The sequence below is a fragment of the Streptomyces plumbidurans genome, assembly GCF_019857225.1.
GTDB classification, from domain to species: Bacteria; Actinomycetota; Actinomycetes; order Streptomycetales; family Streptomycetaceae; genus Streptomyces; species Streptomyces plumbidurans.
In genome coordinates, this window is record NZ_JAFJSY010000023.1 from 62558 (window position 1) to 75773 (window position 13216).

The window sequence follows — 13216 nt, forward strand, 5'->3', positions numbered from 1 at the left end:
GGGACGGGGCTCAGGCGTTGACCGCCGGGATGACCTTGTTGCCGTAGGCGTCGATCACGGCCTCCTGCGCGTCGTGCATGTCGTAGACGGCGAACTGGTCGACGCCCAGCTCGCGCAGTGCGTTCAGCTTCTCGATGTGTGCCTCGACCGGGCCGATGAGGCAGAACCGGTCGACGATCTCGTCGGGGACGAACCGGGTGTCGGGGTTGTCGCTGCGGCCGTGGTGGGAGTAGTCGTACCCCTCGCGCGCCTTGATGTAGTCGGTGAGTTCCTCGGGGACCTGCGCGGAGTGCTCGCCGTACTTGGAGACGAGGTCGGCGACATGGTTGCCGACCATGCCGCCGAACCAGCGGCACTGCTCGCGGGCGTGGGCGAGCGCCTCGGGCGAGTCGTCCGCGGTGACGTAGGCGGGGGCCGCGACGCAGATCGTGACGTCGTCGGGGTTGCGGCCTGCCGCGCGGGCGGCGTCCTTCACCGCCTTGACCATGTACTGCGTCAGATACAGGTCCGCCAGCTGGAGGATGAAGCCGTCGGCCTCCTCGCCGGTCATCTTCAGCGCCTTGGGGCCGTACGCGGCCATCCACACGGGCAGTTGGGCGCCCGGCTTGACCCAGGGGAATTTGACGACCGTGCCGCCGAGGTCCGCCTCGTCACCGCGGGCGAGGGAGCGGATGACCTTCATGGCGTCGCTGATGCGGGCCAGAGTGTTGGGCTTGCGGCCCGCGACACGCATCGCGGAGTCGCCGCGACCGATGCCGCAGACGGTGCGGTTGCCGAACATGTCGTTGAGGGTGGCGAAGGTGGAGGCGGTGACCTCCCAGGTGCGGGTGCCGGGGTTGGTGACCATCGGCCCCACGCTCAACTTCTCGGTGTTCGCGAGGATCTGACTGTAGATCACGAACGGCTCCTGCCACAGCACGGCGGAGTCGAAGGTCCAGCCGTGGGTGAAGCCGTTGCGCTCGGCGCGCTTCATCAGGCTGACGACCCTGGAGGCGGGCGGGTCGGTCTGCAGGACGAGTCCGAAGTCCATGGCGCCACTCCTAGTTGAGGTACTGACAGGTGGAGCGCGGGGTGTAGACGCCGTGACCGGCGCGTCCGGTGTACTCCCGCTCGTTGATGACGACCTCGCCGCGCGAGAGGACCGTCTCGACCCGGCCGGTCGTGCGCCTGCCCTCGTACGCCGAGTAGTCGACGTTCATGTGGTGCGTCTCGGCGGAGATGACCTGCTCGGCCTGCGGGTCGTAGACGACCACGTCGGCGTCGGCGCCCGGCGCGATGGTGCCCTTCTTCGGGTACATGCCGAACATGCGGGCCGGGGTGGCGCAGGCGATCTCGATCCAGCGGCGGCGGCTGATGTGCCCCTCGACGACGGCCTGGTGGAGCAGGTCCATGCGGTTCTCGACGCCCGGCATACCGTTGGGGATCTTGGAGAAGTCGCCCCGGCCGAGTTCCTTCTGGCCCACGAAGCAGAAGGGGCAGTGGTCGGTGGAGACTACCTGGAGGTCGTTGGTGCGCAGCCCCCGCCACAGGGCGGCCTGGTGCTCCTTGGGCCGCAGCGGTGTGCTGCACACGTACTTGGCGCCCTCGAAGTCGGGTTCGGCGAGGTTGTCGGTGGACAGGAAGAGGTACTGCGGGCAGGTCTCGCCGAAGACGGGCAGCCCCTCGTCGCGCGCCCGGGCCAGTTCGGCGACCGCCTCGATGGCGGAGACGTGCACGACGTAGAGCGGGGCGCCCGCGACCTGCGCGAGCCTGATGGCGCGGTGGGTGGCCTCGGCCTCCAGCAGGGCCTTGCGGACCTCGCCGTGGTAGCGGGGGTCGGTCTCGCCGCGTGCCAGCGCCTGTTCGACGAGGACGTCGATCGCGATGCCGTTCTCGGCGTGCATCATGATCAGTCCGCCGTTCTCGGCGGCGCGTTGCATGGCGCGCAGGATCTGGCCGTCGTCGCTGTAGAAGACGCCGGGGTAGGCCATGAACTGCTTGAAGGAGGTCACCCCCTCCTGTACCAGCAGGTCCATCTCCTTGAGCGTCTCCTGCCTCACATCGGAGACGATCATGTGGAAGCCGTAGTCGATCGCACAGTTGCCCTCCGCCTTGGCGTGCCAGGCGTCCAGGCCCTCGCGCAGGGACTGGCCGACGGTCTGGATGGCGAAGTCGACGATGGTCGTCGTGCCGCCCCAGGCGGCGGCCCGGGTGCCGGTCTCGAAGGTGTCGGAGGCGTAGGTGCCGCCGAACGGCATCTCCATGTGGGTATGGCCGTCGACGCCACCGGGGATGACGTACTTCCCGGTGGCGTCGATGACGCTCTCGGCGGTGAACGCCTCGGCCGCGGGGGTGCCGGAGGCGGCGAGGGCGGCGATGCGGCCGTCCTCGATCAGCACGTCGGCATGGATCTCGTCGGACGCGGTGATGACGAGGCCACCGCGGATGACGGTACGGCTGCTCATGGTCCCTCTCCTGCCAGGGTGAACGGTCCGGTCGGGGTGAACGGTTCGGTCAGGGGGCGGTCAGCGGGTGGTACGCGTCGGGACGGCGGTCGCGGAAGAACTGCCAGCGGTCGCGCACCTCGCGCAGCTTGGCCAGGTCCAGGTCGCGGACGACGAGTTCGGTCTCCTTCTCGGAGGCGACCTCGCCGACGAACTGGGCCTCCGGGTCCACGAAGTACGAGGTCCCGTAGAAGTCGTTGTCGCCCAGCTCCTCCACGCCGACGCGGTTGATCGCGCCGACGAAGTACTCGTTGGCGACGGCCGCCGCCGGCTGCTCCAACTGCCACAGGTAGCGGGAGAGTCCGCGCGAGGTGGCCGACGGGTTGAAGACGATCTCCGCGCCGCCAAGGCCCAACGCCCGCCAGCCCTCCGGGAAGTGGCGGTCGTAGCAGATGTAGACGCCGATGCGGCCGACGGCCGTCTCGAAGATTGGCCAGCCCGAGTTGCCGGGACGGAAGTAGAACTTCTCCCAGAATCCCTGCACCTGGGGGATGTGGTGCTTGCGGTACTTGCCGAGGTACGAGCCGTCCGCGTCGATCACCGCGGCCGTGTTGTAGAGGACGCCGGGCTGCTCCTCCTCGTACATCGGCAGGATCAGGACGAGGTGCAGTTCCTCGGCCAGCGCCTGGAAGCGCTTGACGATCGGGCCGTCCGGGATGCGCTCGGCGTACTCGTAGAACGCCTTGTCCTGGACCTGGCAGAAGTACGGTCCGTAGAACAGCTCCTGGAAGCACAGGATCTGGGCACCCTGCGCGGCCGCGTCGCGGGCCGCCTGCTCGTGCACCTGGATCATCGATTCCTTGTCGCCCGTCCACGCGGTCTGGAAGAGGGCGGCACGGATCACTCGGCTCATCGGGACCTCCGGTCGCTGGGTGTCCGAGGAGCGTAGGAAGTCCGGAAGTCGTCTTTGAGTTGCACGGTGTCACGCATGTCACCCGGCGGCGTGTCACGGTGTCACCCTCTCGAAGGTCCATGTCTCACCGCCGTTTCCCCAGGTAGTGATGTGTTTCAGCTCTGTTGCGCGTCATGCGCGAGGAGCGCGATGTGCACCGATGCGGCCTGTTCGAAGTCGTCGAGATCGACGCCGAGCCGGCCCTGTATGGCTTCCAGCCGGCGGTAGAGCGCGGGCCGGGAGACGTGGTGGAGCTGGGCGGTGCGGGACTTGTTGCGGCCGGTGGCGAGATAGGTGCGCAGCACGGACAGCAGGTCGTCGCCGTCCGGGCACAGCAGCCCGTCCAACTCCCGTTCCGCAAAGGACTGCACCTGCGGATCGTCCCGCAACAGCCGTATCAGGCCCCGCAGATGGACGTCCCGCAGGCGTACGACGGCCGGGAGGTCGAGGGCGGCCGAGGAGTCCGCGACCGCCTCCGCGACGTGCTGTGCCTCGCGCAGTCCCGTCGGCACGTCGTCCCAGGCGGTGCGCGGATCGGCGGCGGCCACGACCGTCCGGGCGGCCTCCGAGCGCAGCCGGGCCGCGAAGTTCGCCACGAGCACCGAGGCGTTCTGGTCCCGGGCCAGGCTCAGAAGTACGGCGGTGGCGCCGTCGGCGAGTTCGGCGACGAGACCGGACAGGCCCACCAGGCGCAGGACGCGCTCCAGTTGAGCCGCATCGCCGTCGTGCACGACCAGTGGCACGAAGGTGCGCCGGTTGACCGGCAGGCCCGCGGCACGCGCGCGTGGCAGCAGCTGACGGGCCGGTACGACCCCGCTGACCAGGTCGGTCAGCAGGCTCTGCGCCGACTGCTCCTCCCAGGTGTGGGCCGAGGTGCCGCCGAGCATGCGGTGCAGCACGAGGGCCTCGGCGGCCCGGTCGGCGAGGACCCGCCCGGTGGCGGTGTCGCCGCGGTAGCCGCACAGCATGATCTCGCCCCAGCGCTCACCGCGCCCGCCGAGCTCGGCGCGGATCCAGCCGTCGCCCTCGCTGCCGCCGGCCTGCCGGGCGATGCGCTCCCAGTCGCGCAGCACGTCGTCGACGGCGGGCCGCTCCCCCGCCGTGGCGAGGACGCGATGGGCGAGGTTGGTGACGACGACCGGACAGGCGCTGTGCTGGGCGACCTCGTCGAGCAGCCGCTGCAGCGGGGCGCCCGCGGTGATGAGTCCGGTCAGGGCGGTGCGTACGGACTCCGAGAGGCTGACGGCGGCGAACTTGCGCCGCACCAGCCGGGCCTGCACCTCCTCCGTCAACTCCGCGAAGGGGAAGGGCCGGTGGAGGACCACCATGGGCAGCCCGCACCGCTCGGCGGCCCGGCGCATCACCTCCGGCGCGGCCGGAAAGGCCCGGCCGAGGCCGAGCACGACGGCCGCCGCCTCCGCGCGGTGCAGCGAGCGGATGTACTCGGCCTGCTTCTCCTCGTCGCCTGCCAGCAGCACGCCGGTGGTGAGCACCATCTCGCCGCCGGTGAGCATCACGCCCACGTCGGGCGCCTCGGCGACATGCACCCAGCGCACCGGACGGTCGAGCTGGCCCGCGCCCGCCACCACCTCGGGCTCCCCGGCGAGCACGCGCTCCAGGGTCAGCACCTGGCGCACCGACAGGGCGGGTTCGAGGGTCCCGAAGGTGGTGGTCATGGCCGGCTTCCCTTGCTCAGTGCACTGCTACGACAGGCTCCTCAGAGCGCGCTCCAGGATCGCGGCGCCCTCCTCGGCCTCCGCGACCGTCAGCGACAGCGGCGGGGCGATGCGCAGGGCGCTGGTGTTGTGGCCGCCGCCCTTGCCGATGAGCAGCCCCTCGGCGCGGGTGGCCTCCAGGACGGCGCTCGCCGCGTCCGGATCGGCCTCGTCGGTCCCCGGTTTCACCAGCTCGACGCCGACCATCAGCCCCCGGCCGCGCACCTCCCGTACATGCGGGACCTGCGCGGCGACGGCCCGCAGCCGCTCGATGAGCAGCCCGCCGACGCGCCGGGCGTTGCCCTGGAGGTCGTGCTCCAGCAGATAGGCGAGGTTGGCGAGGCCCGCCGCCATGGTGATCTGGGTGCCGCCGAACGTCGAAATGCTGTTGGAGTCCAGGCAGTTCATGATCTCGGCGCGGGCGACGACCCCGCCGATGGAGCTGCCGTTGCCGATGCCCTTGGCGAAGGTGAGCAGGTCCGGCGGACCGTTCTGCCCGTGCGCCTGCCAGCCCCAGAAGTGGTCGCCGGTGCGGCCCCATCCGGTCTGCACCTCGTCGGCGATCCACAGGATGCCGCGCTCGGCGAGCACTTCGCGGAAAGCGGCGTAGAGGCCGTCGGGCGGCGAGGTGAAGCCGCCGACGCCCTGGATCGGCTCGGCGATCAGGGCCGCGGGCGCGCGGGTGTGCCCGAGCAGGTCCTTCAGGTCCTCGACGCAGGCGGCGATGAACTCCTCGTCGCCGAGGGAGGCGTACGGGCCGCGGGTGCGGACGCCGCCGTGGACGTAGAGGGTCTGCAGCGGGGACAGCGAGGTCGGGGACCAGCCGCGGTTGCCGGTGATGCCGACCGCGCTGAAGGAGCGGCCGTGGTAGCTGTTGCGCATCGCCAGCAGGGTGTTGCTGCGCCGGTAGGCCGTGGCGAGCAGCAGGGCGGTGTCATTGGCCTCGGTGCCGGAGGTGGTGAAGAAGACACGGGCGTCCGGGATGCCGCTCAACTGGGCGATGCGCTCGGCGAGTTCGACCATCGGGCGGTTGAGGTAGAGCGTCGACGAGTGCAGGATCCGCCCGGCCTGCTTGGTCATCGCCTTGGTGACCTCGGGCAGCGCGTGCGCCGTCATGGTCGTCAGGATGCCGCCGAAGAAGTCGAGGTACTTGTTGCCGTCCGCGTCCCAGACGTGCCGGCCCTCGCCGTGCGTGATCTCCAGCGGGTCCTCGTAGTAGAGGGCGAGCCAGTCGGGCAGGACCGAACGGTGGCGTGCGTACAGGTCGCTCACGGCTGCACCAGCCCCTCGTAGGCGTCGGGCCGGCGGTCGCGGTAGAACGCCCACTGCTGCCTGACCTCCTCGATCACGTCGAAGTCGAGGTCGCGGACCACGAGTTCCTCCTTGCTGTCGCTGGCGGTCTCGCCGACGAACTGTCCGCGCGGGTCGACGAAGTAGGACGTGCCGTAGAAGTCGTTGTCCCCGTACTCCTCCTGGCCGACGCGGTTGATCGCGGCGATGAAGTACTCGTTGGCGACGGCCGCGGCCGGCTGTTCCAGCTTCCAGAGGTAGGAGGACAGACCGCGGTGGGTGGCCGACGGGTTGTACACCAACTGGGCTCCGCCCAGGCCGAGTTGCCGCCAGCCCTCGGGGAAGTGGCGGTCGTAGCAGATGTAGACGCCGACCTTGCCGACGGCGGTGTCGAAGACCGGCCAGCCGACGTTGCCGGGCTTGAAGTAGTACTTCTCCCAGAAGCCCTTGACCTGCGGGATGTGGTGCTTGCGGTACTTGCCGAGGAAGGTGCCGTCGGCGTCGATCACGGCCGCGGTGTTGTAGTAGAAGCCGGACTGCTCGACCTCGAAGACCGGCACGACGATCACCATGCGGGTCTCGCGGGCGAGTTCCTGCATCCGGCTCACGGTGGGCCCGTCGGGCACCGGCTCCGCCCAGCGGTAGTGCTCGGGTTCCTGGACCTGACAGAAGTAGGGGCTGTTGAAGACCTCCTGGAATCCGATGATCTTCGCACCCTGCCGGGCCGCCTCGCGGGCGTGCTCCTCGTGTTTCGCGACCATGGACTCGGTGTCGCCGGTCCAGGTGGCCTGGACCAGAGCGGCACGTACAACGTTGGCCATGAGCTGCTCCTTCGGCGGGTCGTCAGAGCCTCTACGCCCGTAGATGAGGCCGTAGAGGGATGAACGTAAGCCTCCGGGAGGGCCTTGCCAAGACCATCGCCGTCAACCCGCGGACTCGATCATGTTTCGCACTCCTGTGGGTGAGCGTCGCGGCCGGTGGGAGGGTGTCAGGGGGCGAGTCCGGCGACCCGGAGGGCGTGCACCAGATCCCAGTGTCGCTCTTCCGAGACGCCCCGCGCCGCCTCCAGCAGGAGCGGTACGAGGATCTGCGGGTCGGGCCCGGCGCTGCGGGCGGCCTCCTCGGGGGTACGGACGTGGACGTACGCGTCGAGCAGCGCCCGCACCTCGCGGTGGCGGCCCTCGGCGGCCAGCGCCAGCACGGCCCGCCCGGTCTCGTCGGCGGGCCGCGCGACGCCCTGCCGCAGGATCTGCTCGCCGTCGCCACCGCGCCCGGCCGCGGCCAGCGCGTCCGCCACCGCGACCAGCCGCTCCACGGGCAGCGACACGGTCTCCCACAGCAGGGTCGCCCAGTCGGCGCCGAGCCCGGCGTTCCACAGCGCGTCGGCGAGCAGCGGGAGGCGGGCGGGCGGCCACTGGGCGGCCTCGGCGAGCAGCACGTGCGCCTCGCCGCTACGACCCTCGGCCCGCAGCCGTACGAGCCTGTCGACGACGCCCGCGACCTCGCGCACCCCGTCCGCGTCCACCGCCTCGACCTGCGGCTCCGGCCCGTCGGGAGCCTCGGCGGCCCCGGCGAACCGGGCACCGCGCGGGGTGCGCCCGTCCGCGCCGCGATCGGACGGGACCGGGGTCGCACCGGGCGGTACGACGACGGGGGCGGCCTCCTCGTCGGCCAGACCGGCGAAGCGGGCGCTGCCGCGGCGACGCTTGCGCCGGGCGGGGGCGGGGGGTGGGGCGTCGACGGGGGCCGGGGGCTCCGGTTCGGGGGTGACTGGGGGTTCGGGGGCGGTCGAGCGGGGAGTGGGGGTGGGCTCGACCGGAGCGGTGCGGGTGGGGGCGGGCTTGATCGGAGCGGTGCGGGTGAGGACGGGCTCGATCGGAGCGGTGGGCCGGAGCTGACGCTCCGGCTCGGGGGTGCGGGGCGGGGTGCGCGCGCGGAGGCGAGTGTCCAACTCGGCCATGCGGGAGCGGAGTTCGGCGCAGCGGGCGGTGGCCCGTTCGTGGTCGTCGTGGGCCCAGGCGAGGTCGAGCCGGAGGGTATCGGCCTCCTGCCGGGTGGCGGCGGCTGCGAGCCGGCGGCCCAGTTGCGCCTGACGTTCGGCGGCGAGGCGCTGTTCGCGGAGCATCGCGTCCAACCGGTCACCGAGGGCCTCCCGGCCGCCGGGGCGGTCGTCGTACGCGGACATCGCGGCGGCGTGCAGGGGGCGCGCCCGCTCCTGTTCGCCGGTAGCGGCCCGTGGACCGTACACCGTGGCGAAGTCATGCAGCAGTGCCTCCACCACGTCCCAGGGCGGCACCTCACGCCCGTCGAGACAGGCCCGCATACCGTCGGGGTCGCGCTGCCAGAACACGGCGCACCAGCCGCCGCGCTGGTCGAGGCGCGCCAGCAGGTCGTTCAGGTAGTTCGCGAACTCCCGGACCCGGCCCGGGAGTTGATCCACAGCCATCGCTCGACTCCCGCCTGACCGGAGTGCTCCGGTCCCGTAGGCAACACCAGTTGTGTTACGGCGGTGCTACGGGGAGTTTTCGAGCGGCGTGCAGACACCTCGGCGGGCGATCGCGACAGGTGCGCGCGGCCCCGCACACGGAAAGCATCGCAGCCTCACACGGACAGCAGCGCGACCTCACACGGGCAGCAGCGCGACCTCAGACGGGCAGCAGCGCGCACCGCTCGACCAGATCGTCCATGGACAGGCCGAGGGCGCGGGCGAGCGCGGCGACGGTGAAGAAGGCCGGGGTCGGGGCTCGCCCGGTCTCGATCTTGCGGAGCGTCTCCGCGGAGATGCCCGCCTGTGCGGCCACGTCCGTCATGCTCCGGCCGCCACGGGCTTCACGGAGCATCCGGCCGAGCCGCTCGCCGCGTTCACGCTCTTCGGGGGTGAGAGGGGTGCGCACCATGCCGTCATTCTAAGCCGGGATTTCAAGCCGGTCGAACAAGCCGGTATATTAATTGGCATGGTGGAACTGAAGACAGATACATCGATCGACGCCATGTACGAAGCGGGACAGGTGGTCGGGCGGGCCCTGACGGCCGTTCGGCACGCAGCCGACGTGGGTGTTTCCCTGCTGGAGCTGGACGAGGTGGCCCGCGGGGTGCTGCGGGAGGCCGGTGCCTCCTCCCCCTTCCTGGGCTACCGCCCCTCCTTCGCGCCGGTCCCCTTCCCCGCCGTGATCTGCGCCTCCGTGAACGACGCGATCGTGCACGGCGTCCCGACCGGCTACCGGCTGCGCGACGGCGACCTGGTCTCGATCGACTGCGGTGCCGAACTGAACGGCTGGGTGGGCGACTCGGCGATCAGCTTCGTCGTCGGTGAGCCGAACCCGGCGGACGTACGGCTGATCGAGACGGCCGAGCGCGCCCTGGCCGCGGGCATCGCGGCGGCGGTCGTCGGCAACCGCGTCGGGGACATCGCGCACGCGGTCGGCACGGTGTGCCGGGACGGCGGATACGGCATCCCCCAGGACTTCGGCGGGCACGGCGTGGGCCGCGCCATGCACGAGGACCCGGGGGTCCCGAACGAGGGGCGCCCGGGCCGCGGCTTCCCCCTGCGTCACGGCATGGTCATCGCGATCGAGCCGATGCTGATCGCCGGCGGAAGCGACGACTACCACGCGGCAGCCGACGGCTGGACCCTCCGCACGAACGACGGCTCCCGCGCAGCCCACACCGAACACACGGTGGCGATCACAAACGCCGGGCCACGAATCCTGACCGAGCGGAAGCCGGTGGGCTGAGACGGGTGGAGCGGGATGGGTGGGCTGACGCCCGGATGGGCTGACGCGAGTGGGCCGGGACGGTGTGGTCGGGCACGGGTGGGCTGACGCAAGCGGTCCGGCACGGACTGGCCGGGCACGGGGTGGACGGGCACGGGTGGTCCGGCGTACGGACCGACACGGGGTGGTCCGACTCGGCGGTCCGGCACGGGTGGGCTGACGCGGGTGATCCGGCGAACGGACCGGCACGGGGCGGTCCGGCACAGGCGGGCTGACGCGGAGTGATCCGGCACGGACCGACCGACACGGGACCGGTCCGGCACGGGCGGCCCGGCACGGCTCACAGATGGGGGGCACCCGGGGCGAGCGGGCACAATGCCCCCCGCACCCGTGAACGTGCGGGCACACCCCGGGTGTCCGTGAACGTGCCCCCGCCCATTCGGCGTGCGAAGGTGGTGTGAACCGGGCCCTGTCGGGGCACTCGCACGGGCCGGCACGTCGATCAGCGAGCGCGTCCCGGACCGCCCGTCGGGACGCCGGAACGGAAGGCCATGAGCAGCGGTTTCAGTGGTCCTGAGGGTTACGACCCCTTCGGCGAATTCCTCGCCCGCTTCTTCGGCGGCCCCCGCCCGGGGCCCCGTCAGATCGACATCGGGAGACTGCTCAGTCAACCCGCACGGGAGCTGGTCCGCGAGGCCGCGCAGTACGCCGCCGAGCACGGCAGCCGGGACCTCGAAACCCAGCATCTGCTGCGGGCCGCGCTGGCCGCCGAGCCGACCCGGAGCCTGCTCAGCCGGGCCGGTGCGGACCCCGACTCCCTGGCCACGGAGATCGACGAGCGCTCCGGCCCGGCCCAGCACACGGCCGAGGAGGCCCCGCCGCCCACCTCGCTCTCCCTGACCCCCGCGGTCAAGCGCGCCCTGCTCGACGCGCACGACCTCGCGCGGGCCGGCGGCGCCGGCTACATCGGCCCCGAGCATGTCCTCAGCGCCCTGGCCGCGAACCCCGACTCGGCCGCGGGCCACATCCTCAACTCGGCCCGCTTCGCGCCCACCGGACGGCCGCCCGAAGCACCGGAGACCGGCCAGAGCCGCGGCGAGCAGCCGGCCACGGGTACGCCCACCCTCGACAAGTACGGCCGCGATCTCACCGACCTGGCCCGGCAGGGCCGTATCGACCCGGTGATCGGACGCGACGAGGAGATCGAGCAGACCATCGAGGTCCTGTCGCGGCGCGGCAAGAACAACCCGGTGCTCATCGGTGACGCGGGCGTCGGCAAGACCGCCATCGTGGAGGGCCTCGCCCAGCGGATCGCCGACGGGGACGTACCCGACGTGCTGATCGGGCGAAGGGTCGTCGCGCTCGACCTCACCGGCGTCGTCGCCGGCACCCGTTACCGCGGCGACTTCGAAGAGCGCCTGAACAACATCGTCGGTGAGATCCGGGCGCACTCCGACCAGTTGATCGTCTTCATCGACGAGGTGCACACCGTCGTCGGCGCCGGGAGCGGCGGCGAGGGCGGCGGGACCATGGACGCGGGCAACATCCTCAAGCCGGCCCTGGCCCGCGGCGAACTGCACATCGTCGGCGCCACGACCCTGGAGGAGTACCGCCGCATCGAGAAGGACGCGGCCCTCGCCCGCCGCTTCCAGCCGATCCTGGTGCCCGAGCCGTCCGTGCCGGACACGATCGAGATCCTGCGCGGGCTGCGCGACCGCTACGAGGCGCACCACCAGGTCCGCTACACCGACGAGGCCCTGGTCGCCGCCGTGGAGCTGTCCGACCGCTATCTCACCGACCGGCGGCTGCCCGACAAGGCCATCGACCTGATCGACCAGGCGGGCGCCAGGGTGCGGCTGCGGGCGCGCACGAAGGGCACGGACGTACGCGCCCTGGAGCGCGAGATCGAGCAGCTGACCTGTGACAAGGACCAGTCGGTCGCCGACGAGCAGTACGAGCGGGCGATGCAACTGCGCGACCGAATCGCGGAGTTGAAGCAGCGCGTCGCGGACACCGGCGACGGGGACAGGGCCGACGAAGGACAGCTGGAGGTCACCGCCGAGGCGATCGCCGAGGTGGTCTCCCGGCAGACGGGCATCCCGGTCAGCAGCCTCACCCAGGAGGAGAAGGAGAAGCTGCTCGGCCTGGAGGAACATCTGCACGAGCGGGTCGTCGGGCAGGAGGAGGCCGTCAGCGTGGTCTCGGAGGCGATCCTGCGCTCCCGCGCCGGGCTCGCGAGTCCGGAACGGCCGATCGGCAGCTTCCTCTTCCTCGGGCCGACCGGCGTCGGCAAGACCGAGCTGGCCCGCGCCCTCGCCGAGGCCCTTTTCGGCAGCGAGGAGCGCATGGTCCGCCTGGACATGAGCGAGTACCAGGAACGGCACACCGTCAGCCGGCTGGTCGGCGCCCCGCCCGGCTACGTCGGCCACGAGGAGGCGGGCCAGCTGACCGAGGTCGTACGCCGCCACCCGTACTCGCTGCTCCTGCTCGACGAGGTGGAGAAGGCGCACCCGGACGTCTTCAACATCCTGCTCCAGGTGCTCGACGACGGACGGCTGACCGACTCCCAGGGCCGCACGGTCGACTTCACCAACACGGTCATCGTGATGACCAGCAACCTGGGCTCCGAGGCGATCGGCAGGCGCGGCACCGGCATCGGCTTCGGACCGGGCGACGCGGACGCCGACGAGGAGGCACGGCGCGAGCAGATCCTGCGCCCGCTGCGCGAGCACTTCCGCCCGGAGTTCCTCAACCGCATCGACGAGATCGTCGTCTTCCGCCGCCTGACGGGCGATCAACTCCGGCAGATCACCAACCTGTTGCTGGAGAAGACCCGCCGCCTGACGCAGGCGCAGGGCATCACGGTCGAGTTCACGGACGCGGCGGTGGACTGGCTCGCCGAACGGGGCCACCAGCCCGAGTACGGCGCCCGCCCCCTGCGCCGCACCATCCAACGCGAGGTCGACAACCAGCTCTCCCGGCTCCTGCTGGACGGCCGGATCCAGGAGGGCGGCCGAGTGACGGTGGACATGACGGACAACCACTTGGAGTTCCGTACAGCTGAACGCCTTTAGGGGCGCGGGGAACTGCGCGACCAGCCCCCACGCACCCGCAGCCGCCCAA

Annotated in this window: 10 protein-coding genes; 2 read left to right on the forward strand and 8 right to left on the reverse strand. The window is 71.4% G+C overall.

The window, feature by feature from the left end; translation table 11 throughout:
• Nucleotides 1-10: 10 nt before the first annotated feature.
• The 8 genes from JYK17_RS17215 to JYK17_RS17250 all read right to left on the reverse strand — a co-directional run bounded on the left by JYK17_RS17215 (nt 11) and on the right by JYK17_RS17250 (nt 9277).
• On the reverse strand, nt 11-1030 hold the full coding sequence (locus JYK17_RS17215; protein WP_222810677.1) for a TIGR03842 family LLM class F420-dependent oxidoreductase: 1020 nt from the start codon (nt 1028-1030) through the stop codon (nt 11-13).
• A 10-nt stretch (nt 1031-1040) separates the two neighbouring features.
• On the reverse strand, nt 1041-2444 hold the full coding sequence (hydA, locus tag JYK17_RS17220; protein WP_108006479.1) for a dihydropyrimidinase: 1404 nt from the start codon (nt 2442-2444) through the stop codon (nt 1041-1043).
• Between the two features lie 49 nt (nt 2445-2493).
• A complete protein-coding gene (locus JYK17_RS17225; protein WP_108006481.1) occupies nt 2494-3336 on the reverse strand; it encodes a nitrilase-related carbon-nitrogen hydrolase in 843 nt (280 codons plus the stop codon).
• A gap of 155 nt (nt 3337-3491) precedes the next feature.
• Complete coding sequence (locus tag JYK17_RS17230; RefSeq protein WP_108006483.1) at nt 3492-5051, reverse strand: PucR family transcriptional regulator; 1560 nt, start codon at nt 5049-5051, stop codon at nt 3492-3494.
• 27 nt (nt 5052-5078) lie between these two features.
• Nucleotides 5079-6362 carry an aspartate aminotransferase family protein gene (locus tag JYK17_RS17235; RefSeq protein ID WP_222810678.1) on the reverse strand — a complete coding sequence of 428 codons (1284 nt, stop codon included), beginning with the start codon at nt 6360-6362 and terminating at the stop codon, nt 5079-5081.
• Complete coding sequence (locus JYK17_RS17240) at nt 6359-7201, reverse strand: nitrilase-related carbon-nitrogen hydrolase (RefSeq protein WP_108006487.1); 843 nt, start codon at nt 7199-7201, stop codon at nt 6359-6361. Before JYK17_RS17240 ends, JYK17_RS17235 begins: the two co-directional genes overlap by 4 nt.
• A gap of 167 nt (nt 7202-7368) precedes the next feature.
• A complete protein-coding gene (locus JYK17_RS17245; protein ID WP_222810679.1) occupies nt 7369-8826 on the reverse strand; it encodes a hypothetical protein in 1458 nt (485 codons plus the stop codon).
• 199 nt (nt 8827-9025) lie between these two features.
• Complete coding sequence (locus tag JYK17_RS17250; RefSeq protein WP_108006491.1) at nt 9026-9277, reverse strand: helix-turn-helix domain-containing protein; 252 nt, start codon at nt 9275-9277, stop codon at nt 9026-9028.
• A 57-nt stretch (nt 9278-9334) separates the two neighbouring features.
• Between JYK17_RS17250 and map the strand changes: the two genes are divergently transcribed.
• Nucleotides 9335-10114 (forward strand): type I methionyl aminopeptidase, encoded by a 780-nt coding sequence (gene map, locus JYK17_RS17255; protein WP_222810680.1) that lies wholly within the window; start codon nt 9335-9337, stop codon nt 10112-10114.
• A gap of 530 nt (nt 10115-10644) precedes the next feature.
• Entirely contained in the window at nt 10645-13167 is a 2523-nt protein-coding gene (locus JYK17_RS17260) for an ATP-dependent Clp protease ATP-binding subunit (RefSeq protein ID WP_128801541.1), read from the forward strand.
• Nucleotides 13168-13216: the final 49 nt, after the last annotated feature.

What these genes read in the sequence shown, in the direction of transcription:
- hydA (WP_108006479.1), bottom strand. Translation starts at nt 2,444, where the DNA reads ATGAGCAGCCGTACCGTCATCCGCGGTGGCCTCGTCATCACCGCGTCC.
- map (WP_222810680.1), top strand. Translation starts at nt 9,335, where the DNA reads ATGGTGGAACTGAAGACAGATACATCGATCGACGCCATGTACGAAGCG.
- JYK17_RS17260 (WP_128801541.1), top strand. Translation starts at nt 10,645, where the DNA reads ATGAGCAGCGGTTTCAGTGGTCCTGAGGGTTACGACCCCTTCGGCGAA.
- JYK17_RS17245 (WP_222810679.1), bottom strand. Translation starts at nt 8,826, where the DNA reads ATGGCTGTGGATCAACTCCCGGGCCGGGTCCGGGAGTTCGCGAACTAC.
- JYK17_RS17230 (WP_108006483.1), bottom strand. Translation starts at nt 5,051, where the DNA reads ATGACCACCACCTTCGGGACCCTCGAACCCGCCCTGTCGGTGCGCCAG.
- JYK17_RS17240 (WP_108006487.1), bottom strand. Translation starts at nt 7,201, where the DNA reads ATGGCCAACGTTGTACGTGCCGCTCTGGTCCAGGCCACCTGGACCGGC.
- JYK17_RS17225 (WP_108006481.1), bottom strand. Translation starts at nt 3,336, where the DNA reads ATGAGCCGAGTGATCCGTGCCGCCCTCTTCCAGACCGCGTGGACGGGC.
- JYK17_RS17215 (WP_222810677.1), bottom strand. Translation starts at nt 1,030, where the DNA reads ATGGACTTCGGACTCGTCCTGCAGACCGACCCGCCCGCCTCCAGGGTC.
- JYK17_RS17250 (WP_108006491.1), bottom strand. Translation starts at nt 9,277, where the DNA reads ATGGTGCGCACCCCTCTCACCCCCGAAGAGCGTGAACGCGGCGAGCGG.